A 26,668-nucleotide genomic window follows, 5' to 3' on the forward strand; every position below is an offset into this window, starting at 1 on the left:
GCGTCACAGCTCCGGCGTGCCGCCCCTGGTAGCGCCACCGCCGAGGGACACGATCTCGCGGAGGGCCTGCAGGTGTCCGTCGAACGCGTCGAGCCCGACGCGGGTGGGACGCACCCACGTGCGCGGTCGGCTTCCCAGCCTGTCCTTGCGCGCGATCACGTAACCGGCGGTCTCGAGGTGGCTGATCGCCTTGCTCAAGGCCGAGTCTCCGCACTGCAGGATCTCCCGGAGGGCGGCGAAGTCGAGTTCGATCTCCTCTCCGAGCGATGCCATGAGGGAGAACCGGATGGGTGACGCGAAGTGATCGTCGAGTCGAGTGCGCGGATGAGGAGCCGCTCCGGGCTCACTCACGAGCATCACGCCCCGGGATGAACGCGGCGCCGACGAACAGGAGCACGGCGCCCGCGCCGATCAGCGCAGTCGCGCCGAGGCCGACGGGCCTCTCACCAGCTGCGTCGACCATGACCAGCATGAGCAGAGCGGATGCCGTCACGGCGAAGACAAGGACATGGGGCCATCGCCAGGCCGCACCGATCGCGGGGAGTCCGAGGTCGGATCGTGAGGCGAACATCAACGCGAGCAGCAGCAGGAAGATCAGCAGCAGGATCGTGCTGGCGACCACGCCGTCCGGCGCGCCGAGCAGCAGGATGAGCACGCCGAAGGCTGCACCCAGCAACATCGTGCCGATGCGGACGCCGAGAGGGAGACGCCGGCGAGCAGGTCGCGGGGGTCGCGGGTCGCGGGATGCATTGAGAAGCTGGAGTAGGCCGTAGCCTCCGAGGGCCACCAGCACGAGCCCGCCGGGCAGGAACATGACGAAGAGCGGGAGCGAGCGATCGACGACCGCGAAGCCGAAGACCACGCGCGAGGTGATCAGGACGACGGCGCAGACCGCGATCCACAGCCACCGCGACCGCGTCATACGCCACTGCATGCCGTTCCGCTGCGCCATCCCGCTCGCGATCTGAATCCACACCAGGAACACGAACAGGATGACCTGCGGTACCAGCGAGCCCGCGCTCTCGAGCACCCAGGCGAACGCTGTCAGATACACGGCCGTCACCGCGGCATTGGCGATCTGGAGCCACGCGAGTGCCCGCCTGTCGACGGCGCGGTCTCGACGCGTCGCCACCATCCGCGCCTCGTCGAGGTAGCGCTGCGCGATCGCGGCATCCGGTGGCGCGAGCGCGTCCTGTCCGGGTACGGGGTTCTGATCCATCATCGACCTCCTCGACTTTCCAAGGGGAAAGCTCTCCTACTTTCCTAGTGGAAAGCAGAGCAGAGGTCAACCAGCAGACAAAGCAGAAGGCCGCCCCACACCGTGGGGCGGCCTTCTCAAGAATGTTTTGCGCGATAGTACGCTGGGGCGCTCTGCCTCTTAGCGGCGGAGACCAAGACGTTCGATCAGCGAACGGTAACGCTCGATGTCGATGTCCTGGAGGTAGCCGAGCAGACGACGGCGCTGACCCACCATGAGGAACAGGCCACGACGCGAGTGGTGGTCGTGCTTGTGCTCCTTGAGGTGTTCGGTGAGGTCCTTGATGCGCTGCGTCAGCATCGCGACCTGCACCTCGGGGGATCCGGTGTCACCGGGGTGCGTCGCGTACTCTTCCATGATCGCCTTCTTGGCGTCTGATTCGAGTGGCATAGATGGGATCCCCTTTCAGTTCGTTGCGCGGCGCCCGACGCCTGATGCGAAGGGCTCTCTTTATCCGCGGCCGATCAAACGGCAACCTGAAGAGTCTACCAGTTGGCGACACCGCCCAGCGACACGGCTCCACCCTTCCCGCCGGCCGCGCTCGACTACGCTCGGAGGAATGCGGGACAGAGTGACGGAGTGAGCGGGCCGCGCGGACATCTCATCGATCTCACGCCGCTCAAGAGCAGCCCCGCGTTCGCCCGGATGTGGATCGGATCGACCCTCGCGGGCATCGGCGGCCAGCTCACCATCGTCACCGTGATGCTCCACGTCTTCGCGCTGACGGAGAGCACCTTCGCGGTCTCGATGATCGCTGTCGCCGGACTCATTCCGATGGTGCTCGCCGGGCTCTACGGTGGGATGCTCGCGGACGCGTTCGATCGCCGACGGGTGGCGCTGATGGCAGCCACCGTGACCTTCGCCTCGACCGCTCTGCTCGCGGCCCTCACCTGGACGGGCAACGAGACGATCTGGTGGCTGTACGTTCTCAGCATCGTCAACTCCGCCGCGAACTCGGTCGGCATGGCGACCCGCACCGCGATCGTGCCGCGCCTGATCCCGCGTGACATGCTCGCCGCGGCATCCGCTCTCAACGGAGTCGCGTTCGGCGTCACCGTGATGGCCGGGCCTGCCCTCGCGGGTCTTCTCGTCGCTCTGACCGGCTATGGCTGGACGTACACGATCGACGTCGTCCTCATGCTGTCGATGTTCCTCGGCCTGTGGACGCTGCCGGCGCTTCGGCCGGAGGGGGACGTCGTTCGCCCGGGACTGGCATCGCTCGTCGACGGCTGGCGATTCCTCCGCCGCGCGAGCAACATCCGGATGCAGTACGTCATCGACATCATCGCGATGATCTTCGGACAGCCGCTCGTGCTGTTCCCGGCCCTCGGCACGGTCCTGCTCGGCGGCGGTGCGCTCACGACAGGCATCCTCACCGCCGCGGTCGCGGTCGGAACGTTCGCGTCGAGCCTGTTCTCGGGCCGGGTCGTGCACTACCGCTGGCATGGCCGCGGCATCGAGCGCGCGGTCGAAGCGTACGGCGCCTCGATCGTGCTGTTCGGCGTGGTTCTGCTCGTCGGCGCCTTCTCGGGGTCTGTCAGCGAGCACTCCCCGAACGTCGCGCTGATCGTCGCGGCCTGCATCGCTCTCGCGCTGTCCGGCGCCTCCGACAACGTCAGCTCGATCTACCGCAACACCATGATGCAGGCCGCGGTACCCGACTCGATGCGCGGGCGCCTGCAGGGCGTCTTCATCGTGGTGGTCACCGGCGGACCCCGGGTCGGAGCGCTGTACGCGGGAACTCTGGCGACCGTGACGACACTCTGGTTCCCGCCCCTTCTCGGGGGCATCCTCGTGATCGTCCTCGTGGCGCTGCTGGCACGCCGCAGCCACCGCTTCCGCGACTACGACGCAGAGAACCCCGAGCCCTGAGGCCCGGGGTTCTCGAATCGAACTGACGAGATCAGTCCTGCTGCAGAGCGCCCTGCAGGTCGAGGTTGATCGTGACATCCTTGCCGACGAGCACCCCGCCGGTCTCGAGCGCGGCGTTCCAGGTGAGGCCGAAGTCCTCGCGGTTGATCACGGTCTTGGCCGAGGCGCCGGCCTTGTAGTTGCCGTAGGGGTCGGTGCCGAAGCCGCCGAAGTCGAGCTCGAAACTCACCGGCTTGGTGATGCCGCGGATCGTGAGGTCGCCGTCGACGAACAGCTCGTCGCCCTTGACGTGCGCGCCCGTGGAGACGAACTCCATGGTCGGGAAGTTCTCGGTGTCGAAGAAGTCGCCGGAGCGCAGGTGCGCGTCGCGGCCCTCGTCGTTCGTGTCGATCGAGGTGACGTCGACGCTCGCCTCGACCTTCGCCTCGAGCGGGTTCTCCGGGGCGATGAGCGTGGCGTTCTTCACGCCGAAGGTGCCGCGGACCTTCGAGATCATCATGTGACGCACGCTGAAGGTCACCTCGCTGTGCGAGGGGTCGAGGACCCAGGTGCCGGGACGGTAGCCGGGGATGTCGATGCTGGTCATGATTTCTCCTCTGGAGATGTCAGCCGCTGCTGCGGCGAGGGACATGGGACCGCTGGCGCGGCATCAGGTGTGACAACTTACATTCATAAGCATGTATTCCCCTGAATGCGAATTCGCTCGCGACACGCAGAGGCGCCTCGCTCCCGAAGGAGCGAGGCGCCGGATGCTGCAGGTGTTCGAATCAGCCCACCGCGACGAGATCGATGATGAAGATCAGCGCCTTGCCGGAGAGGAAGTGCCCGCCGCCGGTAGGCCCGTAAGCGAGGTGAGGCGGGATGACCAGTTCGCGACGACCGCCGACCTTCATGCCGGGGATGCCGTCCTGCCAGCCCTGGATCAGGCCGCGCAGCGGGAACTGGATCGTCTCACCGCGTCCCCACGACGAGTCGAACTCCTCACCGGAGTCGAACTCGACGCCGGCGTAGTGGACGGTCACGGTGTCGCCGGGCTTCGCCTCGTCGCCGTCACCCTCGATGAGGTCGCGGATCACGAGCTCCTCGGGTGCGGGTCCGGCGGGGGCGTCGAATTCGGGCTTTGTGCGATCAGTCATGTCTCCATCCAACCCCGAGCCCCGGTGACGGGTCAACGCGAGGGGACCTGCTCACAGCGAACACTTCGACAAGCTCACCGCAGGCAGATTCACGCCGACAGAACGGCTTTCGCCACCTCCAGGCCGCTCGAGTGGGCGCTCGCCACCGAGCTCTTGACCGCACCGGCCCAGAACAGCGAGTTCTTGACAGGGCGGTAGATCGCGTCTTCGTCGCGCTTCCCCGTCGCGTAAGCGCCGAGCGCGAAGCGATCATCGCGCCAGTCGTAGTTCGACGCGTTGACATACGCAAGACCCTGATCGCCGGCGAGCCTACGCACTCCGGCGAGCGCCGCGTCGAAGCGCTCCTTCTCGGGAAGCGCGAGCAGTTCCCGCGCGCGGTCGCCGGTGTCCCACGCGACGATGAGCTGGCCGTCATATCCGGGCATGCCCGTCGACTCGTCCCAGAACTGGCACGGCCCTTCGTCGTGCTGGTTCACCATGTCGAATTCGACCGGCCGCACGGCATGGTCGAACTCGAGCACGGTCTTGTAAGCCACGGTCTGCTTCACCGCATCGATGGCCGCCATCCGGTCGTTCTCGAGCGGAGGCGAGAAGGTGATGGACCGTTCCTGCAGCACGCCGATGGGCACCGTCACGACGCACGCGTCCGCCTCGAAGGTGTCGGATCCGGCTTTCACGCTGACGCCGGATCCCGAGTAGTCGATGGCCTCGATCGGCGTCTCGAGGCGCACCTCGACGCCTTCGCCGACGGCGTCGAGGATGTCGGTGTACGGCGCGAGCAGTTTGTAGTCGCCGGCATAGCCGTCGGGCTCGACCTTTCCGGTCTGCATCACGGTGAAGCACGCGGTCAGCGTGTCCACCACCCCGTACGCCGGGTAGACGGCGAACTGCTCGGTGTCCACCTGGATTCCCAGCAGCGCGAGCGGGTAGTTGCTCGGAGCGATCCCGAGCCGGTCCAGGTACTGCTGCGCCGACTCCTTCTTTGTGGGCTCCGGCAACGGCAGCGCGATGGCGGGCGTTCCCTCCGGAAACGCGTAGAAGTCGGGTGAATCCCAGGCGACCCAGGGTGTGCTCGCGCTGTAGCGCGAGAACTTGTTGTCGAATTTCCGTCCCTTGATCCCGAGCTTCTGCGCCCAGGCCCAGGTCTCGGTGTCCGGTCCGCCGTGGCACAGCGAGGCGCCGCGCTCGTGCGGGATAGACAGCAACGTGCGATCAGTCCACATACGCCCACCGGTGCGGTCTCGCGCTTCGAGCACGATCACTCGTTTGCCGGCATCCATCAGCTCTCGCGCGGCCGCCATGCCTGCAGAACCCGCCCCGATCACGATGACGTCGTACGTACCGCTCCCGCCCGACGGCGAGGGCGATGCGTCGTCAGGCCCGCACCCGACGAGCATGATCGCCCCCGCTCCGAGCATTCCGCCCAACAGCGCGCGCCGCGAGAAGACGACGTCCTTCAGAGACTTTTCCATCAACGAACTCCTTTGATCGTGGTGAGGTGAGAGTGAAAGGTCAGTCGCGCTCGTCGACGTCCCTGGAGAGGCGCTGCGAGACCCAGACGGGGATGAACGACGCCAGGATCACGATCGTGGCGACCACGTTCACGACGTTCGCCTCGTTGGGCCTGGCCATCTGGTTCATGATCCAGAGCGGCAGCGTGTCGACGCCCGGCGGTGCGGTGAAGATCGTCACGTAGACCTCGTCGAAGCTGAGGGCGAAGGCGAGGATGGCGCCGGCCACCATCGCGCTGCGGAACTGGGGGAACGTGATGAGCCGGAATGTCTGCCACGGGTTGGCCCCGAGATCTTGCGAAGCCTCCTCGAAACTCGGGTTCATTCGGCGCAGGCGAGCGAGGACGTTGTTGAACACCATCACGATGCAGAACGTGCCGTGGGCGATGATCATCCCGTAGAACCCGACCTGGATGCCGATCGGCTCGAGCATCTGGTTGTAGGTGTTGTTCAGCGCGACTCCGGTGACAATGCCGGGGAGAGCGATCGGGAGCACGACGAGCAGGTTCACCGCCCGCTGTCCGAAGAAGGAATAGCGCTGCAGCGCGAACGCCACCAGCGTGCCGAGCAGCAAGGCGATGATCGTCGCTCCGGTGGCGACCAGGACGGAGTTCAGAAGGGCCACGCGCACTGGTTCGCTCGAGAACGCTCGCCCCCACCACTCGAGCGAGAACCCGGTCACCGGCCAGCTGACGATCCGGGCGGAGTTGAAGGAGTTGAGCACGACGAGCGCCAGCGGAACGTACATGAAGGCCAGGATGACCGCGACAAGCGCACCGAGGATGAGCTTCGAAGTGCGGGAGAGTCTCAACACGAGTCGCTCACATCCTTTCCAGAGCACCGGTGCGCTGCACGCTCACCAGGTAGACGACGACGAAGGCGATGGGAACCAGCGAGTACGCGGCGGCCAGCGGCGGGTTCAGGTTGATGTTCGAGGCGATGACGCTGCCGATCATCTGGGTGTCGCCCCCCACGAACCGTGCGACGAGGTAGTCGCCGAGGCTGAGCGAGAAGGTGAACACGGATCCGGCGATGATCGCCGGTCTGATCAGGGGCAGCACCACGGTGCGGATCGTGCGCCACGCTCCCGCCCCGAGGTCGGCGGAGGCGTCGAAGAGGTTCGGCGGGAGCTGTCGGATCGCGGTGTACACCGGCACCGCCATGTAGGGCAGCCACAGGTAGGTCAGCGTCAGCACGACGGTGATGAGAGTGAAGCCCGGACCGGAGATGCCGAACGGCGACAGCATCCAGTTGAAGAAGCCCTGCTCCGTGAACGTGATCCGCATCGCGAGCACTTTCACGAGGTACCCGGCCCAGAGCGGGAGCGTGATCGAGACGGCGAGCAGAGCGCGCAGCCACGGTGAGGCGATCTTCGCCATGAAGATCCCCAGCGGGATCGCGATGAGGATCGACAACAGCGTCACGGCCAGCGCGATGCCGAGGGTGCGCAGGGATGTCGACAGATATGCCGGATTGAGGAGGAGCTGCTCGAAGTTGCGCAGCGTGAATCCCGGCTTGACCTTCGAGGTGAAAGGGTCCGTCACCCAGAAGGCGGTCACGAGCAGCATGACCAGGGAGAAGATGTAGATCCCGATGAGCCAGGCCATCGGCAGTGCCAGGAGTCCTGCGATCCGTATGCGGCGCTTCATGTCGATTCCGTTCGAGTTCGGAGGGTGCGAGGGGGCGGTTCAGCCGCCCCCTCGCCGGAGGTCAGCCCTTGACGGAGAGCCAGGCGTCCGTCCACTGCTGGAAGTTGGTGCAGGTGACATCCGTGCGGCCGTCGATGCACTGCTCGATCGGGGTCGTCCAGAACCAGACGTTCTCGAAGTACTCCTCGTTCGTGGCGTTGAAGTAGTCGCAGTGCGCCTGCGCCTCGGCGCTCGTCTCGCAGAACGCGGCGTTCGCGGGTGCCATGCCGAAGTTCATGGCGATCGCGCCATTCACCTCGGGTGCCGATGCGTAGTCCATCCAGGCGTACGCGCAGTTCGGGCTCTTCGCCTCGGTCGCGAGCATCCAGGCATCCGACCAGCCGGTCGATCCTTCTTCGGGGAGCACGCTCTTGAACCGGTCGTCCTCGGTGAGCTTGCGCAGCACCTCCCACGAGGTTCCGAGCACGGAGGTTCCGCCGGCGAAGGACGTGATCTGCGCCGCAGGGTCGGACCAGTACTCCGAGACGATCTCGTTCTGCTGCTTCAGCAGGTCGACCGCGGCGGCGAGCTGCCCCTCATCGAGGGCGTACGGGTTGGTGATGCCAAGATCGGGTTCGTGTGCCATCAGGTAGACCGCCGCATCCGCGATGTAGATCGGCGCGTCGTACGCGATGACCTTGCCCGCGTAAGGGCTGTCCTTCTCCCAGGCGACATCCCAGCTCGTCGGCTCCTCGGTGACCACTTCGCTGTCGTACTGCAGGATGTTCGCGCCTCGGCCGATCGGGATGCCGTACGACTTGCCGTTGATGGTGTCGTAGATCTGGCCCTTCATGCCTTCGACGATGTCGTCTCCGAAGTTGGGGATCAGATCGAGGTTGAGCGGCTGCACGTCGCCTCCTGCGATGAGACGCAGGCTCGCGTCGCCCGAGGCAGATACGAGGTCGTAGTCGCCCGTGCGCATCAGCTGCACCATCTCGTCGCTCGTACCCGCGACGCGACGATTGACCACACACCCCGTCTCCTCGGTGAAGGCGTCGCTCCAATCCGCCTCGACGAAGCCACTCCACGCGACGATGTTCACCTCCCCCTCGTAGTCGCCGAGCTTCTCCTGCGTGGGGATGTCGGGAACATCGATCTGCAGTTCACCGGACCCCCCTGTGCTGGTCTCGGTGCTCGGCGCGCAGGCCGAGAGGGTGAGGACGGCGACGGCGGTCATCGCCGAGACGGTCAGGATCTTGTTTCGCATGGATCGCTCCTTCGTGATCGGTGCAGGGTTTTTCAGACGGTGCAGGGTTTTCAGGGCAGCCGCGCCGCGCGGTCCGGGGACCAGGCGACACGGACGTGGTCCCCCCGACCGAAGTGTGCTTCGGCGAGGGGGTGATGCGTGTTGGGCTGTTCGGCGATGATCTCGACGCCGGCATCCGTGGAGACGAGGAAGCGCGTCGCGGGTCCCGTGTACACGACCTCGCGGATCGTGCCCGTCAGAGACACCTCTCCGTCGGCCGGTGCTTCGGCGGGCGGAATCAGACGGACCCTCTCCGGGCGGATGCTCATCGTCCGGCGCTCGCCGGTGAGGGTCTCGGCGACCTCTCCGGCGATCAGGTTCGAGAGACCGAGGAACCGCGCGACGAACTCGGTCTTCGGGAACTCGTAGACCTCACGGGCGGTGCCGATCTGTTCGATGCATCCACCGTTGAAGACGGCGACGCGGTCGCTCAGGGTGAGCGCCTCCTCCTGGTCGTGAGTCACGAAGATGAAGGTGATGCCGACCTCGCGCTGTATCTGCTTGAGCTCGATCTGCATCTGCTCGCGAAGCTGCTTGTCCAGCGCGCCGAGCGGCTCGTCGAGGAGCAGCACCTGCGGGCGCAGGATCAGAGCCCGCGCAAGAGCGATGCGCTGACGCTGCCCTCCGGACAGCTGATGCGGGAGGCGGCCGGCGAGGTGCTCCAGGCGCACCTGCTCCAGGGACTGGCGAACACGCTGCTCCTGGTCGGACCTGCGGGCACCGCGGACCCTGAGTCCGTAGCCGACGTTCTCGGCGATCGTCAGGTGCGGGAAAAGCGCGTAGTCCTGGAAGACGGTGTTGACCGGACGGGTGTGCGGCGGCATGCGGGTCACGTCGACCCCGGCGAGCCGTATGCTCCCGCTCGTCACATCCTCGAAGCCCGCGATCATGCGCAGCACCGTGGTCTTCCCCGATCCTGAAGGTCCGAGCATCGAGAGGAACTCCCCCGATCCGACCTCCAGGTGCAGGTCGCGGACGGCGGTGAGGTCGCCGAACGACTTGGTGACACCCGTCAGGGTGACCGATCCGTCGGTGGGGTGAGCGCGCTCTGCGCCGGGTGCTTCGGGTGCGGTGGCGATCATCTCGCGCTCCTCGGGTCTGCGTCGATCTCGGAAGATTGCATGAACATATAAACCTAGAGGTAATATTTCAAGTAGCAGTTTTGCCGGATTCCGAGGAAGGTGGAGAATCGCAGGATGGAATCGATGTCGCCGCCGCCTCAGGTCGCCGACTCCATCGAGCCTCCCTCTCCTCCGACGGAGCGCCTGGCTCACTTCCCGCATCGGCTGCAGGGCGTGCTGTTCCAGCCGATCGGTGACGAGGGCCGTGCGGAACTCGTCGAGCGTCGCCTCGTCGACGCCATCACGCGCGGCCACGTGCGCGCCGGCGAACGCCTCCCGTCGGAGAACGACCTGGCGAAGAGTCTCGGCGTCGCACCCGTCACCGTTCGAGAGGCACTGCTCGCCCTCCGGGGACGCGGTCTCGTCGTCACCCGTCGAGGCCGCAACGGCGGCAGTTTCGTGGCCGATCACGCCGATCCGCTCTCTTTCGCCAGAGAAGCCGTCCACCGCTCGTCGCGCCTCGCTCTGCGCGATCTGGGAGCCCATTACGCCGCGATCACCGGTGCATGCGTCAGGTACGCGGCGCGGCGAGCCGATCCCTCCGAAGCGCAGCGCGTCCGCCGTCGCATGACGGGTCTCGAAGCGCTCGACGGGGAATCGCACCGGCGGCTCCTCGACGACATCCAGATCGAGCTCGTGGCGCTCAGCCAGTCCGCACGACTGACCCGTGAGCAGATGAAGCTCCAGGCGGAGATGTCGCCGTACATGCGTCTCGTGGCGTACACGGCCGAGGACAGAGGGCGCCAGGCGGCGCATCTGAGCGCGGTGATCGATGCGGTGGAAGCCGCGGATGCCGACGCCGCCGGGGCCCGCACCGAGTCGATGGTGGCCGAGACCATCGAAGCCCTGATCCAACTCCAGCTCCAGCCGAAGACCGACTGACCGTGCTGGGTGACATCGACGTGCACAGGAGGACGCGATGACCACAGGAACCGATACCGCGATACGCAGCGCTGCGACGATCGTCGAGGAGTATTTCGCCTCTCCGACCCAGAGCCTGCTCGCATGGGTGACGCCCTTCGCCGAGGAGGTGGCCGAGGCGCGGCTCGCAGGTCCCCTCACGAGGACCAGGCTCGACGCGCTCGTCGAGCCGCACGCGCTGACGACCCTCGCCCTGCGAGACGCTCCCGTCTACGGCGCCGGCTTCATCGCGGCGATCGATCTCCTCTCGGACACCCACAGCCACCTGGCCTGGTGGCAGGGCGAAGACCGTCGGCAACTCGTCCTCGCCTCGCAGTCGGTGAACAAGGAGAACATCGATTACAGCGCGCTCGAGTGGTACCGCGTGCCGATGGAGACCGGTCGACCGCACGTGGCGGGCCCCTACGTGGACTACCTCTGCAGCGACGAGTACACGATCACGATCGCGGTTCCCGCAGAGGTCGACGGCGAACGCGTCGGCGTCGCGGGTCTCGACCTCCTGGTGTCGGCCGTCGAGCGCGAACTCATCCCGCGATTCGCCGCGTTGGGTCACGAGGTCACCCTCACCAACGACCTCGGACGCGTCGTGGTCTCGACCGACCCGCGGTGCGCGACCGGGGACTCCGTGCGCGGCGGCCGGTTGGCCGAGCTCCCCCGTCTCACCTGCCGGGGTGTCGCGCTCGACGTGATCGTCGACGCCATCTGACGCCTCGCGCGCAAGTCGCTCTTGACACCCCGGATGGCCGGGTGCACCCTGTTTACAGACCAACTCAGCGCCCGGGAGACTCGCAGGCATCGCCGCAGCACCGGGCGCTGAGTCATGCTCGGGAGTGCCGCTGCGACTCCTCTTCGGCGTATCGGATGAGCAGCGCGGCGATCTCGGCCGGGTGGCTCAGCATCGCGCAGTGTCCTCCGGGGACCTCGTCCGCGACGATCCCGAGTCTTTCTCGTGCGAGCGACCTGAGGAAGTCGGCGGGGAAGAACCGGTCGTCGGCGCACACGATGAACCTGGTCGGCACATCGGGCCACGCGTCGAGCGGCCAGGGCTGCTCCATCGCGGCCTGAGAGGGATGCGCTCGCTCCTTGCTCAACGCCTCCTCGGCGAGTGGGTGGGGAACGTCGTTGTAGAAGCTCACATACGGGTCGTCATTGCCGGTCAGTCCGCCGTCGCGGGCGGACTGCGCCGCGACGGCCGCTCCGTATCCGGTCTCTTCCCACCACTGTCCCGGCGGCTCACCCGGTGCGGGGATCATGCCGGCCAGCAGCACCAGCGCGTCGGCGGAGAGGCGCGCGGCGACCAGAGGCGCGGTGAACCCGCCGAACGAGTGTCCCACCACGACGACGTCGCGCCGATCGCCGACAGCCGCAGCGACGGCATCCGCATAGTCGTCGAGAGTGAGGGAGTCGTCATCCGCCGGAAGGTCGGGCGCGATGACCTCGTGTCCGTGCGATTCGAGCTCGGCGACGACGAGATGCCAGGACCAGCCGACGTCTCCACCCCCGTGGATCAGTGCGAACGTGCTCATCGTCGAACCGCCTCTCTTCCGCGAGGCTACCGGCCGAGACCTCAGTACGCGAGCAGAGCCGCCCTGGTCGCCCTGGTGCGGATGAGCAGTGTGCGCTCGTCTTCCGCCGCGAGGGGATCGCGTCCGGTGATCGCGCGCTGCCGAACGGCGGCCAGAGCGGTCGCGTCCTTGATGAACTCGCGCATGAGCGGGCGGCGGTCACCTCGCAGCTGTGCGGCCCAGTTGAGTCCGACCTTGCGTCCTGCCGGCGTCGCCAGCATCGTGATCTCTTCGGGCGTGAACCAGCCGGCGGCGGCATACTCTCCGAGACGCGACTTCGTGAGACGCGCCTCCTCGCGCCGCAGTGCGATGATCCCGAAGATGAACGCCAGGAAGAGCGGCACCTGAAGGGTGAAATACAGCCCGAAGAAGTCGGCGAACGTGGCCGACCCGTTCCACAGTGCGTGCAGGAGGATCGCCCCGAGCATCCCGAGGAGCCCTGCTCCGAGCGCGGCGCCTGCGGACGCGTACCGGCGCGCAGCGAGGCCGATGGCGAAGCCGGTCAGCGCCGTGAACATCGCGTGGGCGAACGGAGAGAGCAGCGCGCGCACCACGAACGTGACCGTGAGCTGGGAGCCGCCGCCCTCGATCAGGCTGATCGCGAAGTACTGGATGTTCTCGGTGAAGGCGAAGCCCGCACCCACCAGCGCGCCGTAGACGACGCCGTCGACCGGGCCGTCGAACGCTCTTCTGGCGACGACGAAGATCAGGAACACGCCGAGTCCCTTCCAGAACTCCTCCACGATCGGCGCTTGGACGACCGCGGAGAACGTGTCGTCGCGAAGGCCGACCAGCAGCGTCAGCCCGATGTCGACGAGCAGCGTGAGTCCGATCGCCGCGATGGCGCCCCACGCGACGGCGAAGAAGACGAGTCGCTTCGGCTCCGGATCCCAGCGGTCGATGATCCGCACGCCCAGGAACACGATCGTGAGCGGGATGAGCGCGAGCACCAGGCCGATCACGGAGGCGAGCGGCCCGAGAGCCCAGCCGAAGTAGCCGATCAGCGCGAGCATCAGGAAGCCCAGGAACGCGAACAGCCACAACGAGACGGTCCGTCCCTTCTTCGTCGGCACCGGCAGTGCGGGCAGCGACGGCGCCGGCGAAGGGGCGACGGGGGCCGGAGGAGCGTACGGCGTCGGCTGAGCCAGCGCCGAGGCGTAGGCGGGCTGTGCGGAGAACGCGGGAGGCGGCGTGTACGGCGAGGGGTGCTGCGGCTGGGGCGGTCCTCCGAAACTCATAAGCAGAAGCATATTGGTCACAAGCGTCATCGCTTCGTTCTGGCGATCACCTCCACGCGGCGATCCCCCGCCACCGGGTAGCGTAGAACCATGCGGTTCGCTCATCTGCGCCGTCCTGACTCCCCCACCGCGGTGCTCGCCGTGGTGCAGGATTCGGACGCCATCCTCGTCTCTGACCTCCTCAACGATGCTCCTGCGACTCTGCAGAAGCTCATCGAGAGAGGAGACGAGGTGCTCGCCGAGCTGCGCACCGCCCTCGCCGACGGCACCGCGCCCCGGCATCCGCTGGGCGAATGGGAGTACTCCTCAGCCATCCTCGCTCCCCCGGCCGTCCTGGCCGTGGGCCTGAACTACGCCGCGCACTCGAGCGAGCTCGGACTCAAGACCGACGCCGCGCCGACCGTGTTCACCCTGTGGCCCAACTCCCTGACCGGGAATGAGCAGATCACGTCATGGCCCCGCGCGCTCAGCGAGGCCGTCGACTACGAGGCGGAGCTCGGCGTCATCATGGGTACCCCCGCGAAGAACGTGAGCGAGGCCGATGCGCTCTCGCACGTCTGGGGCTACACCGTCGTGAACGACATCACGGCCCGCAACATCCAGTTCTCCGAGGCGCAGTGGTCGCGGTGCAAGTCGTTCGACGGGTTCACCCCGACCGGGCCGTTCGCCGTCACGGCCGACGAGATCGCCGACCCGCAGGACCTGCACATCTGGGCGGTCGTCGACGGCCACACCGTGCAGGATGCCAGTACGGGTCAGATGGTGCGGTCCGTGGCGAAGCTGATCGCCCACCTCTCCCAGTCGCTCACCCTGCTTCCCGGCACGCTGATCTCCACCGGCAGCCCCGGTGGCGCCGGGTACTCGCGCGATCCGCAGATCTTCCTCCGCGATCACTCGACGGTCACCGTCGGGATCGACGGGATAGGCGAACTCACCACCTACTGCCGCATCACCGGCTGACCTCGCGGCACGAACGACGGAGGGGACGGATACGAGCAGTTCAAAGCTGCATCCGTCCCCTCCGTCGTCTCAGCGGATCAGATCTCGACGAGGTCTTCCGGCGTGATCACGGGGATCGCGGCGGTGATCGCCTCGAGTCCGGACAGACGAGCAGGCGACAGCTGCTTGACGACCTCATCCCGCGACATCAGGCCGGCCTCGACGACGAGGTCGGCGACGTTGCGGTTCGTCAGGAGGGCGGTCTTCGCGAGCGCGGCAGCCGCCGCGTACCCGATGAACGGCGTCAGAGCGGTGATCACTCCGACCGATGCACCCACCATCGCGCCGAGACGATCGCGGTTGGCGGAGATCCCGTCGACGCAGTTGACGCGCAGGGTCCACATCGCCTGACGCATCCAGGTGATCGACTGGAAGATCGAGTGAGCGATCACCGGCTCGAAGGCGTTCAGCTGCAACTGCCCCGCCTCGGCCGCCATCGTCACGGTCATGTCGGCGCCGGCGACGGCGAAGGCGACCTGGTTCACGACCTCGGGGATGACCGGGTTCACCTTGCCGGGCATGATGCTGGAGCCCGCCTGCATGGCGGGCAGGTTGATCTCGCCGAAGCCCGCCTGCGGGCCCGAGGAGAGAAGACGCAGGTCGTTGCAGATCTTCGACAGCTTCATCGCGTTGCGCTTGAGCGTCGAGGAGAACGACATGAAGGATCCGGTGTCGCTCGTGGCCTCCACGAGGTCCGCCGACGTCATCAGATCGAGCGAGGTGATCTCGCGCAGGTGCTTGAGCACGGCCGGTGCGTAGTCCGGGTGCGTCGTGATGCCCGTGCCGATGGCCGTCGCACCCATGTTGATCTCGAACATGAGCGACGCGTTCTCGGTGAGACGGGTGTGATCGAACCCGAGCGTCGAGGCGAATCCGTGGAACTCCTGTCCGAGTGTCATCGGCACAGCGTCCTGCAGCTGGGTGCGGCCGACCTTGAGCACATCGTGGAATTCGCGCGACTTCGCCAGGAACGACAGGCGCAGCAGGTCCAGCTCCTCGAGCAGTGAGCGCAGCGTCAGGGAGAGGCCGATCTTGACCGCTGTCGGGTAGACGTCGTTGGTCGACTGGCTGCGGTTGGTGTGGTCGATCGGCGACAGGAACGCGTAGTCGCCCTTCTCGTGGCCCGCCATCTCGAGCGCGATGTTCGTGATGACCTCGTTCGCGTTCATGTTGGTCGAGGTACCGGCACCGCCCTGGATGACGCCGACCGTGAACTGGTCGTGGAACTCGCCGTCGATGACACGCTGCGCTGCCCGGTCGATGAGATCGGCCCGCTCCGGGTCCAGCACACCGATCTGGCGGTTCGCCCTGGCACTCGCCTGCTTCACCATCGCGAGCGCGATCACCAGGTCGGGGTAGACCGAGATCGGGCGCTTGGTGATGGGGAAGTTCGCGTCGGCGCGGGCGGTGTGGATGCCCCAGTAGGCGTCGACGGGGATCTCCATCGTCCCCAGGGAATCGGTCTCGGTACGGGTAAGGGCAGGCGCGGCAGAAGCCATGTCACATCCTTGTGGGTCGTGGCGGGTGAGTGTGTGGGGGATGCCTCCAGTCTACGCGGCTCACCGACCGGGTTTCCGGGAGAAGGCTTCGAGGCGCTCTTCCGGTGTGAGCTCCGCCATGCGCTCGAGCCATTCCTCGGAGAAGTAGTCGCCGGTCGTCGCATCGGTGACCGGGACGACAGAATGCGTGATCGTGTCGGGATGCACGTGCACGAGCTGGAACGCCTGGGCGGCATCCATTCCGTTGACCTCGGCCGCCGGCCGCGAGACGTTCATCGTGTAGCACGTGGCCGATGACACGCTCACCGGGACTCCGGCGAACATCCCGTGCGAGGAGTAGTGCAGGTGGCCGGCGAGGATGCCGCGAACGTCGGTGCCCCGGATGACGGCGGCGAGCTCGTCCTGATGGCGGAGCTCGAGGATGTCGAAGAGCGGCACATGGCTCGGCAGCGGCGGGTGATGCATCGCCAGCAGCGTTCCGTGAGGAGCGGGCTGAGCGAGGGTCTCCTCCAGCCACCGGAGCTGACCTGCGTCGAGGTCGCCGTGATGCCATCCCGGCACACTCGTGTCGAGAGCGATCACGCGAAGACCGTCGAGGTCCCAGACCCCCGTGACCGGCTCCTCGGTCGGCGGCAGGTCCAGGAGATCGCGTCGCAGCGCCGGGCGTTCGTCGTGGTTGCCCGCGACCCAGATGACCGGCGCGCCCAGCTCCGCCGCGACGGGCTCGACCGCGGCGCGCAGACGGCGATAGGCGTCCGGCTCGCCGAGGTCGGCGAGATCGCCGGTGATCACGACCGCCGAGGGGTTCGGATGTACGGCCCTGATCGCGTCGAGCGTGCGCGCGAAGTTCGCCTCGACGTCGTAGCGGCCCCCCAGTCGGGCGCCGGCGGCGAGGAAATGCGGGTCGCTGACGTGGATGAGCACGTGGGAGGCCGGCCGGTGTCGGCCGAAGGCGTGGGCGGTGCCGGTTCCTGCGGACATGGCAACAGCCTAGGCCGACCCACCGACTACTGCGCCTGTAGTGCAAGAGCTAGGATGCAGGGATGGCCAAGAACGAGTCGAGACGACGGATCATCGCGGATGCCGGCCTCGCCGTGCTCGCCGGCGAGGGGTCGCGCGGGCTCACGCACCGGGCCGTCGACCTCGCTGCGGGCGTGCCCACCGGCACCACCTCGAACTACTTCCGAAGCCGCGACGCCCTCGTCGCCGGGCTCGTCGAGCGCATCGGGGAGCGCCTGGCTCCGACGCCGGAGGAACTGGAGCGGCGTGCGGCGGTCCCGCCAGGCCCTGCACTGTTCGCCGACTACATCCGCGACATCGTGCGCCGCCTCAGCGACGACCGCGACGTGACGATCGCACTCTTCGAGCTGCGCCTGGAGAGCAGTCGTCGCCCCGAGATCGCGGCCGTGCTCAGTGCCTGGCAGCAAGCGGGTCTCGACGGCGACGTGGCGTTCAACTCCGCAGCAGGTCTGCCCGGCGGCCGACGTGAGATCGCGCTGTTCCACTACGCGATCGATGGACTGCTGCTCGACCGGTTGACGACGCCGATCGACCCGGACACGGCGACCGACGACATCATCGACGACCTCGTGGCAGGGCTCCTGCACTGAGGCCTCGGCCTCGGCTTCGAGTCAGTGACCGAGGACGAGGAGCAGGATGCCGGCTATCACCGCTGCCGCGCACAGCGCGAAGCATCCGTAGGCGCCCACGAGCGCGAGGGACTTCTGGGTCTCCGTCAACGGGCTCTTCTTCGCCGCCTTCGCGGCCTGCTTCGACGCGCGCTTGAGTTCCTTCTCTGTGATCACGGTGATCGCGTCGGTGAACTCCGCCGGACTCACCACCGGAGCACGACCGCTGCGGACGAGCAGTCGGAGGCCGAGCGCATAGAACGTGGCGATGGCGGTCGCGCCGACGAGGGCGGCGACGAACACCTGCAGGAATGCGTACCAGTCGATGGACACACTCATGAGGACTCTCCGTCCCGCTCGGCGTCGGCGGGCCTCGACGCCTTTCCGGCCTTCGAGGCCGCTTTCGCCTCGGCCTTCTTCCTCGCCTGGGCCTTCGCCTCGGTCCTGGCCTTCTCCTTCGCCTCTGCGCGCGCCTTCGCCTCGGCCTTTGCCTGCGCGATGCGCTGCTGACGGCGCGTGGGCGGCGGGGTATTCGGAACCTCGACCGCGAGATGGGACTCGGCGACGTCGCTCATGGCGTTCGCCGACGTGACGGCGTTCCGGCGCGAGCGCGCGAAGAGGCCGAGGATGATCAGGACCGCCAGAACGGCGTCGATCGCCACACCCCAGTTGCCGAGCCACACGACCAGCAGCGCGGCAAGGGCTCCGACGCCACCGGCCGCCGGCAGCGTGAGCAGCCAGCCGACGCCGATGCGTCCTGCGGTCCGCCAGCGCACCGTCGAACCCCGACGACCGAGGCCGGAGCCGATCACCGAACCGGAGGCGACCTGCGTCGTCGAGAGAGCGAAGCCCAGGGCGCTCGAGGCGAGGATGGTCGCCGCGGTCGAGCTCTCCGCCGCGAAGCCCTGTGCCGGCTTGACGTCGGTGAGGCCCTTGCCGAGGGTGCGGATGATGCGCCAGCCGCCGAGATACGTGCCCAGCGCGATCGTGAACGCGCAGGCGATGATGACCCAGAGCTCGGGCTCGTGTTGCGCACCGGACTGCCAGCCGATCGTGATCATCGCCAGGGTGATCACGCCCATCGTCTTCTGCGCGTCGTTGGTGCCGTGCGCGAGGGCCACGAGGGACGAGGTGAAGATCTGCCCCCAGCGGAAGCCGTCCCGGCCGTCGGGCTTGCCGTCGTAGCGGCGCGTGATCGAGTAGGCGATCTTCGTGGCGGCGAAAGCGATGAGTCCGGCGGTGACGGGGGCGATGAGCGCGGGCAGCACGATCTTCGACAGCACGGCGCCGAAGTCGATACCGCCGAGGCCCGCTCCCACGATCGTGGCGCCGATGAGACCGCCGAACAGGGCGTGCGAGGAGCTCGACGGCAGACCGAGCAGCCAGGTCAGCATGTTCCAGGTGATCGCGCCGATGAGTCCGGCGAAGATGAGTGACAGGAAGAGATCGGTGCCGGCATCGATGATCGCGTCCTCGCGGATGATGCCGCCGGAGATCGTCTTCGAGACCTCGGTCGAGAGGAAGGCTCCGACCAGGTTCAGGATCGCGGCGAGGAGGACGGCCGTCTTGGGCTTCAGCGCGCCGGTGGCGATGGGCGTCGCCATCGCGTTCGCGGTGTCATGAAAACCGTTCGTGAAGTCGAAGAAGAGTGCCAGTGCTATGACGAGCACCACGAGGAGGGCTGCGGTTTCCACCGTTCGCTTTCTGTCGTTGAGGAAGAAAGGGCGTGTCGACGGGATCGACGTGACGAACGAAGAGTTCACCGTGGGTTTCACTTCCGTTTACCGGACCCGGTAGATCCTCCCACCCTCCCCCGCGCCGGTCAACTCGACCTGGGCTAGCGTGGAACCGTGACCGACGCCCCCATCGCAGACCGCCGCTCGACCGCTCGCACGCACCACGGAGACACCGTCGACGACCCGTACGAGTGGCTGCGCGCGAAGGATAGTTCCGAGGTCGTCGCCCACCTCGACGCCGAGAACGCTTACACCGAGCAGAGGACGGCGCATCTCGCCGGCCTGCGCGATCAGCTGTTCCGGGAGATCAAGGGACGGGTGCAGGAGACCGACCTGTCGGTGCCGACGCGCCGCGGCGACTGGTGGTACTACAGCCGCACCGAAGAGGGCGCGCAGTACGGCATCCACTGCCGGGCCGCCGCCGAGCCCGATGACTGGACTCCCCCGCTGCTCGAGCCGGGCGTGCCGGTGCCGGGCGAGGTCGTCCTCCTCGACGGCAACGCCGAGGCCGAGGGGCACGAATTCTTCTCCCTCGGCGCCTTCGACACCTCGGACGACGCGACGAAGCTGCTCTGGTCGACGGACTTCGAGGGCGACGAGCTCTACACGGTGCGCGTGCGCGACCTGACCACGGGCGTGACGCTCGACGACGAGATCCCGAACACGGGGGGCGCGTTCTTCACGCCGGACGGCACCGGGATCATCTACACGACCCGCGACGAGGCCTGGCGGCCCGACACCCTGTGGCTGCACCGGCTCGGCACGCCGGTGGCGGACGACATCACGCTGTTCCACGAGCCGGACGAGAAGTTCTGGCTCGGAGCCGGGATCACCCGCAGCCGCCGCTACCTCGTGATCGGCGTCGGATCGAGCATCACCAGCGAGGAGCACCTCGTCGACCTGTCGGGCGAGCTCACGGCTGAGCCCCGGATCGTGTGGCCGCGTCGTGAGGGCGTCGAGTACTCGCTCGAGCACGCCGTGATCGACGGCGAGGACCGTCTGCTGATCCTGCACAACGACGATGCTCTCGACTTCGAGCTCGTCTCGGTCGCGGCATCCGACCCCCAGGGTGAACGGCACGTCGTGCTCGCGCACGAGCCCGGCAGGCGGCTCCTCGGGACCGACGCGTTCCGCGACTTCGCGACCGTGGAGTACCGCAGCGAGGGCCTGGAGCGTGTCGGCCTGCTCGACTACGCGACGGATGCCGTCGAGGAGATCGCCTTCGACGAGCCGCTGTACTCGGCGGGTGTCAGCGGAAACCCCGAGTGGCACTCCCCCTATCTGCGTCTCGGCTACACGTCGTTTGTCACGCCGGGAACCGTCTACGAGCTCGATCTCGCCTCACACGAACTGCTGCTGCGCAAGCAGGCGACCGTGCTCGGGGGTTACGAGCCGGCCGAGTACGGGCAGCGTCGGGACTGGGCGACCGCGTCGGATGGCACGAAGGTTCCGATCTCCCTGGTCTGGAAGCGGTCCTTCGGCGACCCGGGCTCCGAGCCGCGACCGACGCATCTGTATGGCTACGGCTCCTACGAGCACTCGATCGACCCCGGCTTCTCGGTGGCTCGACTCTCGGAGCTCGATCGCGGCGTCGTGTTCGCCGTCGCGCACGTACGCGGCGGTGGCGAGATGGGACGCCAGTGGTACGAGGAGGGAAAGCTGCTGCACAAGCGGAACACCTTCACCGACTTCGTCGCCTGCGGCGAGCACCTCGTCGCGTCGGGTGTCACGACGCCGGAGCGGCTGGTCGCAGAGGGCGGCAGCGCCGGTGGTCTGCTGATGGGCGCGGTCGCGAATCTCGCTCCGGAGTTGTTCGCCGGCATCCTCGCCGCCGTCCCCTTCGTCGACGCACTGACGACGATCCTCGACCCGTCGCTGCCGCTGACCGTGATCGAGTGGGACGAGTGGGGCGACCCGCTGCACGACCCCGAGGTCTACGCGTACATGAAGTCGTACACGCCGTACGAGAACGTCCGCGAGGGCGTGGCGTATCCGCGCATCCTCGCCGTGACATCGCTCAACGACACGCGCGTGCTCTACGTGGAGCCGGCGAAGTGGGTCGCCCGGCTCCGGGAGGCCGGAGCATCCGACGTCCTGCTCAAGTGCGAGATGGTCGCCGGGCACGGCGGCGTGAGCGGACGCTACAACTCCTGGAAGGAACGCGCGTTCGAGCTGGCCTGGCTCCTCGACACCCTCGGCCTCGCGGAGGCGTGACGCCGGCGCGAGTTCAGCCGAAGAGCGCGGCAGCCTCGTCGTAGCGGTAGCGCGGCACGGTGTGCAGCTCGCCGAGGGCATCGGCGAAGGGCACGCGGACGATGTCGGTGCCCTGCATCGCGACCATCTGACCCCACGCGCCGTCGACGATCGCGTCAGCAGCGTGCAGGCCGAGACGCGTCGCGAGGACGCGGTCGAACGCCGACGGCGATCCGCCGCGCTGGATGTGGCCGAGGATGGTGGCGCGTGTCTCGATGCCGGTGATCCGCTCGATCTCCGGAGCGATCCGGTCGCCGATGCCGCCGAGACGGGGCCTGTTGAACGCATCGAGGCCCTTGTCGCTGTACGCCTCTTCCATACCGAGCAGCTTGAAGCCCTCGGAGACGACGACCAGCGGCGCCCGCCCGCGATCGTGTGCGCTCGACACGAGCGCGGTGATGTCCTCGATCGACATCGGTACTTCCGGGATGCAGATGACGTGAGCACCGGCCGCCATGCCGGCATGCAGTGCGATCCAGCCGACGTGACGGCCCATGACCTCGGCGACCATGCAGCGCTGATGCGAATCGCCGGTGGTGCGCAGGCGGTCCATCGCGTCCGTGGCGATGTTGACTGCGGTGTCGAAGCCGAAGGAGTAGTCGGTGGCCTGCAGGTCGTTGTCGATCGTCTTGGGAACGCCGATCACCTTGATGCCGTCCTTCGACAGCCGATCGGCGGCTGCCAGGGTTCCTTCGCCGCCGATCGCGATGATGCCGTCGATCTTGTGCCCGTAGAGGGTCTTCGCGATGTTCTCGGCGCCGCCGCGCTCGCCCTCGTAGGGGTTGGTGCGGCTGGTGCCGAGGATCGTCCCTCCCACCTTCGAGAGACCCTTCACCTCGTGCCGGGTGAGCGGCATGAAGTCGCCCTCCACGATGCCGCGCCATCCGTCGCGGATGCCGACGAACTCGAGGTCGTACGTGGTGGTGCCCTTGAGCACGATGCCGCGAATGACCGCGTTGAGTCCGGGGCAGTCGCCGCCGCTCGTCAGGATGCCGATCTTCATGCTGGAGCCTTCAGACGTTCGGGGAAAGGGGGGAAGTGGCGACGCTGCCTTCGATCGACACTAGCGCCCCCACGCGCTCCGGCGCCATTCGAGCACGGCGAAAACCGGTGAATTTGACAGACTCCCGACCCGGCATCCGAGATCTTGACGGCGGAGAGCGAAAGGATCCCCGATTCCCCGTTAAGAACAGAAGATCTTGACGGCCGCTACCGACGACTATGCCGCGCCGAGCGCCTGCCGCAGCAGGTGCATGAGCGCCGCCAGCTGCACCGGCTCGGCGGCGACCTCGTCGAGCGCTTCCCCGTCGAGAGCACGCGCCGCGAGACCCTGCTTCTGATCGATGAGCTCAGCGATCTTGGTGTCGATCGTGTGCGCGGCGATTATGCGCCACGCCGTGACCGGCTCGTCCTGACCGATGCGGTGCACGCGGTCGATCGCCTGGGTCTGCTCGGCGGCCGTCCACGACAGCTCCGCGAGCACGACGTTCGACGCCGCCTGCATGTTCAGTCCGACACCTGCCGCTGTGAGCGAGCAGACGGCGATGCCGACTCCGGGATCGCTGTTGAAGTCGTCGATCGCCTGCTGACGCGCCGTCGACGTCTGGTCGCCTCGGATGGAGACCGAGCGGATGCCGACGGACGCGAAGTGCGCCTCCGCCCGATCCATGACATCGATGTGCTTCGCGAAGAAGACGACCTTGCCGACCGAACGCTGCAGCTGCGCGGCGTAGTCCGCGGCGAGCTGCGCCTTGGCCTGTCCGATGCGACGCACCATCGTGAAGACGTTGTCGCCTCCCGTGCCAGAGGCCTTGGACTCCTCGAGCTCGTTGTGCGCGACCATTCGGACGATGTCCTCGTCGATCTCGCCTGGAGCGAGCCCGCGATCTCCGCGGGCCTCGATGATGCGCCGGTACTTCGCTGCCAGTCGCTCCCCCAGCTCGCGCTCCGCCTGGCGGATGCTGCGGCCGAACTCGTCGTCCAGCTGCACGGGCAGGTCGGCGACGAGCTTGTCGGGCAGATCGGCGGCGACGTCCTTCTTCTTGCGACGGACGATACCCATCGAGATCACGGCGTCGCGCGCCTCGGGGTAGAAGGCCTTGTCCGCAGGCGTGTAGCCGGTGGCGTCGAGCTTCTCCATGAGCTCGGGCCCCGGCTTCTCACCGGTCGTCCAGCCGAGGAACCGCCAGATCGCGTCGAAGTCCTCGACGTCGTTGATCAGCGGGGTGCCGGTGAGGGCGAGCATGAGCGGGTTTCCGCCCGGCGTGCGCTCGCGCACCCGCGAGGCAAGCGAGAGCACGTTCTGCGAGCGCTGCGAGGAGAGGTTCTTGATGAAGTGCGCCTCGTCGACGACCATGCCGAGCAGTCCGATCGACGACAGCCATGAGAGGTGACGGTCGAGGATCTCGTAGTTCACGATGAAGATGTCGGCGAAGGCGTCGATGTCGTCACCGTCGCCCTGGATGACGGTCGCGCGGCGCTGCGGCGTCCACCGCTCCACCTCGCGCGCCCAGTTCATCTTCACGACGTTGGGGACGACGACCAGCAGCGGGTAGGCACCGGCCACGGATGCCGCGAGCAGTGACTGCGCCGTCTTGCCGAGACCGGGCTCGTCGGCCAGCAGGAAGCTGCGGTGTCCTGCGCGAACGGCCTCGAGGAAGCGCGACTGGTGGACCATCACCTCGAGGCCCTTTGGCGACAGGTGGTCGTACTCGGGTGCGGGCGGCAGCTCCATGGTGGCGGCGGATCCGCCGGCACCGGTCTCGAACGCCTTGTAGAGCGGACCCATCAGCTCCCACCCGTCGAGGCGGCGGCGAGGGGTCACGGTGCTCCGCGGCGTCAGGTCCGGCGCGAGGAAGGGGTTGGCCAGCTGCCGAGACTCGACGGAGGGAGGCGTGACCTGCCGCTCGGCGATGGCGGCGGGCACCGAGGAGATCTGCACGGGGGCGGCATCCGCGATGATGAGCTCTTCCGGCGCCAGCTCGGCGCCGGACTCGAGAAGCCAATCGCGGCGCATCCGCTTGGCCACGGGCGACGTCGCCTGGTCGGCCTCGAGCAGCTGGATGAGCGAGGTGTCGCGGGCGGCGGTCTTCGCGAGGATCGTCGCCACACCGTCGAGGCGCTTGAGCAGTTCGGCGCGTGCGGGATCGCCGATCTCGGCATCCGCCTTCACCCTGGCGCGCTCCTCGCGCACCAGGAAGGCGATCACCTGGAACTTGACCCGGTTCGTCGGACCGAGCTTCCCTCGCTGCGACTTCGCCTCGATCTCGCGCACCTTGCGCGCGAGGATCGGGATGAGGGGGGCCTCGTCGTCTCGACGGGACGTCTTCTTGCGCCGCGTGGCGGCGGTTGCCGTGGTCGGCATGCTCCTCCTGAGCGTGAAGGCCCCGGCATCCTCATGAAGCCGCGAGCCGTTCTCGATGTCCGCGTGTGGCGTGAGCCAGGACCGTACGAACAGAATTCCCGGTTCCCGCCGATGCACGCGGTACGCGTGAGGATCGGTGTGAACCGGTCATCAGTCTATGCCATCCGGCCGGGACGCCGAAGACTTCCTCTCCGCCGCGCGTCACATCTCAGCTCGCGGCGTCCGCGAGAACCCGCCGGGCATCGTCGACATCCACGCCGATCTGAGCGGAGAGCTTCTCGATACCCTCATACGCGACCATTCCGCGCAGCCGCTCCACGAACTCCACGGTGACGTCGTGGCCGTAGAGATCGAGCCCGGTCTCATCGAGCACATGCGCCTCGACCTGACGTTCGAGGACGTCGTCGAACGTCGGGTTGGTGCCGACCGAGATCGCGGACGGATGCCGGATGCCGGTGTCATGGTCGACCAGCCATCCGGCGTACACGCCGTCGGCGGGGACGAACGCGTCGACGATCGTCGACAGGTTCGCGGTGGGGAAACCGAGTTCACGGCCCCGCTTGAGTCCGTGCACGACCTCGCCCCGCACATCGGGATGGCGCCCGAGCACGCGCGTCGCCTCCGCGACGTCACCCTCGATCAGCAGCTCGCGGATCCAGGTCGACGAGACGCGTCGCTCCGATCCCGGCAGATACACGTCGTCGACGACCTCGACGGTGAACCCGTGCGCCGGGCCCATCTCCCGCAGCAGCGCCGGGGTCCCCGCTCCACCGCGACCGAAGCGGAAGTCCTCCCCCACGAGAACCGTCGACACATGCAGCGCATCGACCAGGATGTCGACGACGAAGTCCTCCGCGCTGCGTGCGGCGAGTTCCTCGTCGAAGGTGAGCACGAGTGTCGCGTCGAGTCCGAGCTCGCCGAGGAGCTCGAGCTTGCGATCGACCGTCACGACGTTCTCCGGGCACCGATCGGGCCGGAGGACCGCCAGCGGATTGCGATCGAAGGTCACTGCGACCGAGCGGCTACCCGATGCCTCGGCCGCCTCCTCGAGGCGCTGGATGACCGCGCGGTGTCCGGCGTGGACCCCGTCGAACTTGCCGATGGCCACCGCCGACGGGCCGAAGTCGTCCGGCACCTCGGCAGGGCTCCGGAAGACGATCATGCGGCGGCCTCGACGGGCCGTTCGGCGCGCGCCGGACGATGGGTGCGGAGCCACCAGATGCCGAAGACCGGGAGCACCAGCGGAATGAACAGATAGCCGCGACCGAACAGCGACCAGACGGTCTCGTGCTGGAAGAGTGCGGGCAGCAGGATGCTGAGCAGCCCGACGACGAGAACTCCGGTGAGCTCGAAGACGATCGCGATCCACGCGACGGTGTACCACCCGCGGTGACGCGAGAGCACGAGCGCGAGGGTGGCGAGCACGTACACGACCGCGGCCACGGCGGACAGCGAATACGCGAGCGGCGCCTCCTCGAACCGGCGGACGATCTGCACGAAGCTGCGCCCCGTGGCGGCCAGCGCCATGACGGCGTAGACGATCACGAGGACGCGACCGATTCCGGTCATCCGAGTGGAGGGGGCGGTGGTGCTCATAGCGCATTCCATCTTAGAGCCGTGGGAGGTTCCCGGA

General features: G+C 67.4%; 26 protein-coding genes. 6 read left to right on the forward strand and 20 right to left on the reverse strand.

Annotation, left to right across the window (positions count from 1 at the left end):
• Positions 1 to 3 precede the first annotated feature (3 nt).
• The 3 genes from RS85_RS15720 to rpsO all read right to left on the reverse strand — a co-directional run bounded on the left by RS85_RS15720 (position 4) and on the right by rpsO (position 1,648).
• On the reverse strand, positions 4 to 357 hold the full coding sequence (locus RS85_RS15720) for a transcriptional regulator (protein WP_046014405.1): 354 nt from the start codon (positions 355 to 357) through the stop codon (positions 4 to 6).
• Positions 344 to 1,222 carry a hypothetical protein gene (locus RS85_RS15725; protein WP_235282460.1) on the reverse strand — a complete coding sequence of 293 codons (879 nt, stop codon included), beginning with the start codon at positions 1,220 to 1,222 and terminating at the stop codon, positions 344 to 346. Before RS85_RS15725 ends, RS85_RS15720 begins: the two co-directional genes overlap by 14 nt.
• A 156-nt stretch (positions 1,223 to 1,378) precedes the next feature.
• On the reverse strand, positions 1,379 to 1,648 hold the full coding sequence (rpsO, locus tag RS85_RS15730; RefSeq protein ID WP_046014407.1) for a 30S ribosomal protein S15: 270 nt from the start codon (positions 1,646 to 1,648) through the stop codon (positions 1,379 to 1,381).
• Between the two features lie 189 nt (positions 1,649 to 1,837).
• On the opposite strand from rpsO, the gene RS85_RS15735 reads away from it, so the two are divergent.
• The gene (locus RS85_RS15735) at positions 1,838 to 3,130 is read left to right on the forward strand and encodes an MFS transporter (protein WP_046014408.1); all 1,293 of its coding nucleotides are present in this window, start codon (positions 1,838 to 1,840) and stop codon (positions 3,128 to 3,130) included.
• Positions 3,131 to 3,161: 31 nt separating this feature from the next.
• Here RS85_RS15735 and RS85_RS15740 read toward each other — a convergent pair whose 3' ends face one another.
• The 7 genes from RS85_RS15740 to RS85_RS15770 form a co-directional block, all read right to left on the reverse strand.
• Positions 3,162 to 3,716 carry a YceI family protein gene (locus RS85_RS15740; protein WP_046014409.1) on the reverse strand — a complete coding sequence of 185 codons (555 nt, stop codon included), beginning with the start codon at positions 3,714 to 3,716 and terminating at the stop codon, positions 3,162 to 3,164.
• Between the two features lie 181 nt (positions 3,717 to 3,897).
• Entirely contained in the window at positions 3,898 to 4,266 is a 369-nt protein-coding gene (locus RS85_RS15745; protein ID WP_046014410.1) for an FKBP-type peptidyl-prolyl cis-trans isomerase, read from the reverse strand.
• Between the two features lie 89 nt (positions 4,267 to 4,355).
• Positions 4,356 to 5,738, reverse strand: coding sequence for a flavin monoamine oxidase family protein (locus RS85_RS15750; RefSeq protein ID WP_046014411.1), 1,383 nt, complete (start codon positions 5,736 to 5,738; stop codon positions 4,356 to 4,358).
• Positions 5,739 to 5,778: 40 nt separating this feature from the next.
• A complete protein-coding gene (locus RS85_RS15755; protein WP_046014412.1) occupies positions 5,779 to 6,591 on the reverse strand; it encodes an ABC transporter permease in 813 nt (270 codons plus the stop codon).
• 7 nt (positions 6,592 to 6,598) lie between these two features.
• Positions 6,599 to 7,426, reverse strand: coding sequence for an ABC transporter permease (locus tag RS85_RS15760; RefSeq protein ID WP_046014413.1), 828 nt, complete (start codon positions 7,424 to 7,426; stop codon positions 6,599 to 6,601).
• 61 nt (positions 7,427 to 7,487) lie between these two features.
• Positions 7,488 to 8,672 carry an extracellular solute-binding protein gene (locus RS85_RS15765; RefSeq protein ID WP_046014414.1) on the reverse strand — a complete coding sequence of 395 codons (1,185 nt, stop codon included), beginning with the start codon at positions 8,670 to 8,672 and terminating at the stop codon, positions 7,488 to 7,490.
• Positions 8,673 to 8,722: 50 nt separating this feature from the next.
• A complete protein-coding gene (locus tag RS85_RS15770) occupies positions 8,723 to 9,793 on the reverse strand; it encodes an ABC transporter ATP-binding protein (RefSeq protein ID WP_046014415.1) in 1,071 nt (356 codons plus the stop codon).
• A 114-nt stretch (positions 9,794 to 9,907) separates the two neighbouring features.
• Between RS85_RS15770 and RS85_RS15775 the strand changes: the two genes are divergently transcribed.
• Positions 9,908 to 10,714, forward strand: a complete 807-nt coding sequence (locus RS85_RS15775; protein WP_152642444.1) for a FadR/GntR family transcriptional regulator — start codon at positions 9,908 to 9,910, stop codon at positions 10,712 to 10,714.
• Positions 10,715 to 10,751: 37 nt separating this feature from the next.
• A complete protein-coding gene (locus RS85_RS15780; protein WP_046014416.1) occupies positions 10,752 to 11,459 on the forward strand; it encodes a cache domain-containing protein in 708 nt (235 codons plus the stop codon).
• A gap of 112 nt (positions 11,460 to 11,571) precedes the next feature.
• On the opposite strand, the gene RS85_RS15785 is transcribed toward RS85_RS15780, so the two are convergent.
• Entirely contained in the window at positions 11,572 to 12,279 is a 708-nt protein-coding gene (locus RS85_RS15785; protein WP_046014417.1) for an alpha/beta fold hydrolase, read from the reverse strand.
• A gap of 41 nt (positions 12,280 to 12,320) precedes the next feature.
• Positions 12,321 to 13,556, reverse strand: a complete 1,236-nt coding sequence (locus RS85_RS15790) for a PrsW family intramembrane metalloprotease (protein ID WP_200894853.1) — start codon at positions 13,554 to 13,556, stop codon at positions 12,321 to 12,323.
• Positions 13,557 to 13,646: 90 nt separating this feature from the next.
• Between RS85_RS15790 and RS85_RS15795 the strand changes: the two genes are divergently transcribed.
• Positions 13,647 to 14,516: a fumarylacetoacetate hydrolase family protein gene (locus RS85_RS15795; RefSeq protein WP_046014418.1), complete on the forward strand. Its 870-nt coding sequence runs from the start codon at positions 13,647 to 13,649 to the stop codon at positions 14,514 to 14,516.
• Between the two features lie 77 nt (positions 14,517 to 14,593).
• Here the strand turns inward: RS85_RS15795 and RS85_RS15800 are convergent, their stop codons facing one another.
• Both RS85_RS15800 and RS85_RS15805 read right to left on the reverse strand, forming a co-directional pair.
• Positions 14,594 to 16,054: an aspartate ammonia-lyase gene (locus RS85_RS15800; RefSeq protein ID WP_046014419.1), complete on the reverse strand. Its 1,461-nt coding sequence runs from the start codon at positions 16,052 to 16,054 to the stop codon at positions 14,594 to 14,596.
• A gap of 60 nt (positions 16,055 to 16,114) precedes the next feature.
• Complete coding sequence (locus RS85_RS15805) at positions 16,115 to 17,035, reverse strand: phosphodiesterase (protein WP_046014420.1); 921 nt, start codon at positions 17,033 to 17,035, stop codon at positions 16,115 to 16,117.
• Between the two features lie 62 nt (positions 17,036 to 17,097).
• Between RS85_RS15805 and RS85_RS15810 the strand changes: the two genes are divergently transcribed.
• The gene (locus RS85_RS15810; protein ID WP_046014421.1) at positions 17,098 to 17,664 is read left to right on the forward strand and encodes a TetR/AcrR family transcriptional regulator; all 567 of its coding nucleotides are present in this window, start codon (positions 17,098 to 17,100) and stop codon (positions 17,662 to 17,664) included.
• 21 nt (positions 17,665 to 17,685) lie between these two features.
• Here RS85_RS15810 and RS85_RS15815 read toward each other — a convergent pair whose 3' ends face one another.
• Together RS85_RS15815 and RS85_RS15820 are read right to left on the reverse strand one after the other, a co-directional pair.
• On the reverse strand, positions 17,686 to 18,021 hold the full coding sequence (locus RS85_RS15815; RefSeq protein ID WP_046014422.1) for a hypothetical protein: 336 nt from the start codon (positions 18,019 to 18,021) through the stop codon (positions 17,686 to 17,688).
• Complete coding sequence (locus RS85_RS15820; RefSeq protein WP_046014529.1) at positions 18,018 to 19,376, reverse strand: inorganic phosphate transporter; 1,359 nt, start codon at positions 19,374 to 19,376, stop codon at positions 18,018 to 18,020. The genes RS85_RS15815 and RS85_RS15820 overlap by 4 nt, the downstream gene beginning before the upstream one ends.
• A 156-nt stretch (positions 19,377 to 19,532) precedes the next feature.
• Between RS85_RS15820 and RS85_RS15825 the strand changes: the two genes are divergently transcribed.
• Entirely contained in the window at positions 19,533 to 21,632 is a 2,100-nt protein-coding gene (locus RS85_RS15825; RefSeq protein ID WP_046014423.1) for a S9 family peptidase, read from the forward strand.
• A 13-nt stretch (positions 21,633 to 21,645) separates the two neighbouring features.
• Here RS85_RS15825 and RS85_RS15830 read toward each other — a convergent pair whose 3' ends face one another.
• The 4 genes from RS85_RS15830 to RS85_RS15845 all read right to left on the reverse strand — a co-directional run bounded on the left by RS85_RS15830 (position 21,646) and on the right by RS85_RS15845 (position 26,604).
• On the reverse strand, positions 21,646 to 22,674 hold the full coding sequence (locus RS85_RS15830) for a 6-phosphofructokinase (RefSeq protein ID WP_046014424.1): 1,029 nt from the start codon (positions 22,672 to 22,674) through the stop codon (positions 21,646 to 21,648).
• Between the two features lie 216 nt (positions 22,675 to 22,890).
• Positions 22,891 to 25,035, reverse strand: a complete 2,145-nt coding sequence (locus RS85_RS15835) for a DEAD/DEAH box helicase (RefSeq protein ID WP_046014425.1) — start codon at positions 25,033 to 25,035, stop codon at positions 22,891 to 22,893.
• Between the two features lie 208 nt (positions 25,036 to 25,243).
• Positions 25,244 to 26,197: a bifunctional riboflavin kinase/FAD synthetase gene (locus RS85_RS15840; protein WP_046014426.1), complete on the reverse strand. Its 954-nt coding sequence runs from the start codon at positions 26,195 to 26,197 to the stop codon at positions 25,244 to 25,246.
• Positions 26,194 to 26,604 carry a hypothetical protein gene (locus RS85_RS15845; protein ID WP_200894855.1) on the reverse strand — a complete coding sequence of 137 codons (411 nt, stop codon included), beginning with the start codon at positions 26,602 to 26,604 and terminating at the stop codon, positions 26,194 to 26,196. Before RS85_RS15845 ends, RS85_RS15840 begins: the two co-directional genes overlap by 4 nt.
• Positions 26,605 to 26,668 lie beyond the last annotated feature (64 nt).

It is taken from the genome of Microbacterium sp. SA39 (genome assembly GCF_000967865.1).
Classification (GTDB): domain Bacteria; phylum Actinomycetota; class Actinomycetes; order Actinomycetales; family Microbacteriaceae; genus Microbacterium.

Coding starts and splice junctions, on each gene's coding strand:
- RS85_RS15845 (WP_200894855.1), bottom strand. CDS start 26,604: ATGACCGGAATCGGTCGCGTCCTCGTGATCGTCTACGCCGTCATGGCG.
- RS85_RS15750 (WP_046014411.1), bottom strand. CDS start 5,738: ATGGAAAAGTCTCTGAAGGACGTCGTCTTCTCGCGGCGCGCGCTGTTG.
- RS85_RS15740 (WP_046014409.1), bottom strand. CDS start 3,716: ATGACCAGCATCGACATCCCCGGCTACCGTCCCGGCACCTGGGTCCTC.
- RS85_RS15795 (WP_046014418.1), top strand. CDS start 13,647: ATGCGGTTCGCTCATCTGCGCCGTCCTGACTCCCCCACCGCGGTGCTC.
- RS85_RS15760 (WP_046014413.1), bottom strand. CDS start 7,426: ATGAAGCGCCGCATACGGATCGCAGGACTCCTGGCACTGCCGATGGCC.
- RS85_RS15835 (WP_046014425.1), bottom strand. CDS start 25,035: ATGCCGACCACGGCAACCGCCGCCACGCGGCGCAAGAAGACGTCCCGT.
- RS85_RS15810 (WP_046014421.1), top strand. CDS start 17,098: ATGGCCAAGAACGAGTCGAGACGACGGATCATCGCGGATGCCGGCCTC.
- RS85_RS15800 (WP_046014419.1), bottom strand. CDS start 16,054: ATGGCTTCTGCCGCGCCTGCCCTTACCCGTACCGAGACCGATTCCCTG.
- RS85_RS15790 (WP_200894853.1), bottom strand. CDS start 13,556: ATGAGTTTCGGAGGACCGCCCCAGCCGCAGCACCCCTCGCCGTACACG.
- RS85_RS15840 (WP_046014426.1), bottom strand. CDS start 26,197: ATGATCGTCTTCCGGAGCCCTGCCGAGGTGCCGGACGACTTCGGCCCG.
- RS85_RS15745 (WP_046014410.1), bottom strand. CDS start 4,266: ATGACTGATCGCACAAAGCCCGAATTCGACGCCCCCGCCGGACCCGCA.
- RS85_RS15785 (WP_046014417.1), bottom strand. CDS start 12,279: ATGAGCACGTTCGCACTGATCCACGGGGGTGGAGACGTCGGCTGGTCC.
- RS85_RS15815 (WP_046014422.1), bottom strand. CDS start 18,021: ATGAGTGTGTCCATCGACTGGTACGCATTCCTGCAGGTGTTCGTCGCC.
- RS85_RS15725 (WP_235282460.1), bottom strand. CDS start 1,222: ATGATGGATCAGAACCCCGTACCCGGACAGGACGCGCTCGCGCCACCG.
- RS85_RS15770 (WP_046014415.1), bottom strand. CDS start 9,793: ATGATCGCCACCGCACCCGAAGCACCCGGCGCAGAGCGCGCTCACCCC.
- RS85_RS15775 (WP_152642444.1), top strand. CDS start 9,908: ATGGAATCGATGTCGCCGCCGCCTCAGGTCGCCGACTCCATCGAGCCT.
- RS85_RS15805 (WP_046014420.1), bottom strand. CDS start 17,035: ATGTCCGCAGGAACCGGCACCGCCCACGCCTTCGGCCGACACCGGCCG.
- rpsO (WP_046014407.1), bottom strand. CDS start 1,648: ATGCCACTCGAATCAGACGCCAAGAAGGCGATCATGGAAGAGTACGCG.
- RS85_RS15720 (WP_046014405.1), bottom strand. CDS start 357: ATGCTCGTGAGTGAGCCCGGAGCGGCTCCTCATCCGCGCACTCGACTC.
- RS85_RS15780 (WP_046014416.1), top strand. CDS start 10,752: ATGACCACAGGAACCGATACCGCGATACGCAGCGCTGCGACGATCGTC.
- RS85_RS15765 (WP_046014414.1), bottom strand. CDS start 8,672: ATGCGAAACAAGATCCTGACCGTCTCGGCGATGACCGCCGTCGCCGTC.
- RS85_RS15830 (WP_046014424.1), bottom strand. CDS start 22,674: ATGAAGATCGGCATCCTGACGAGCGGCGGCGACTGCCCCGGACTCAAC.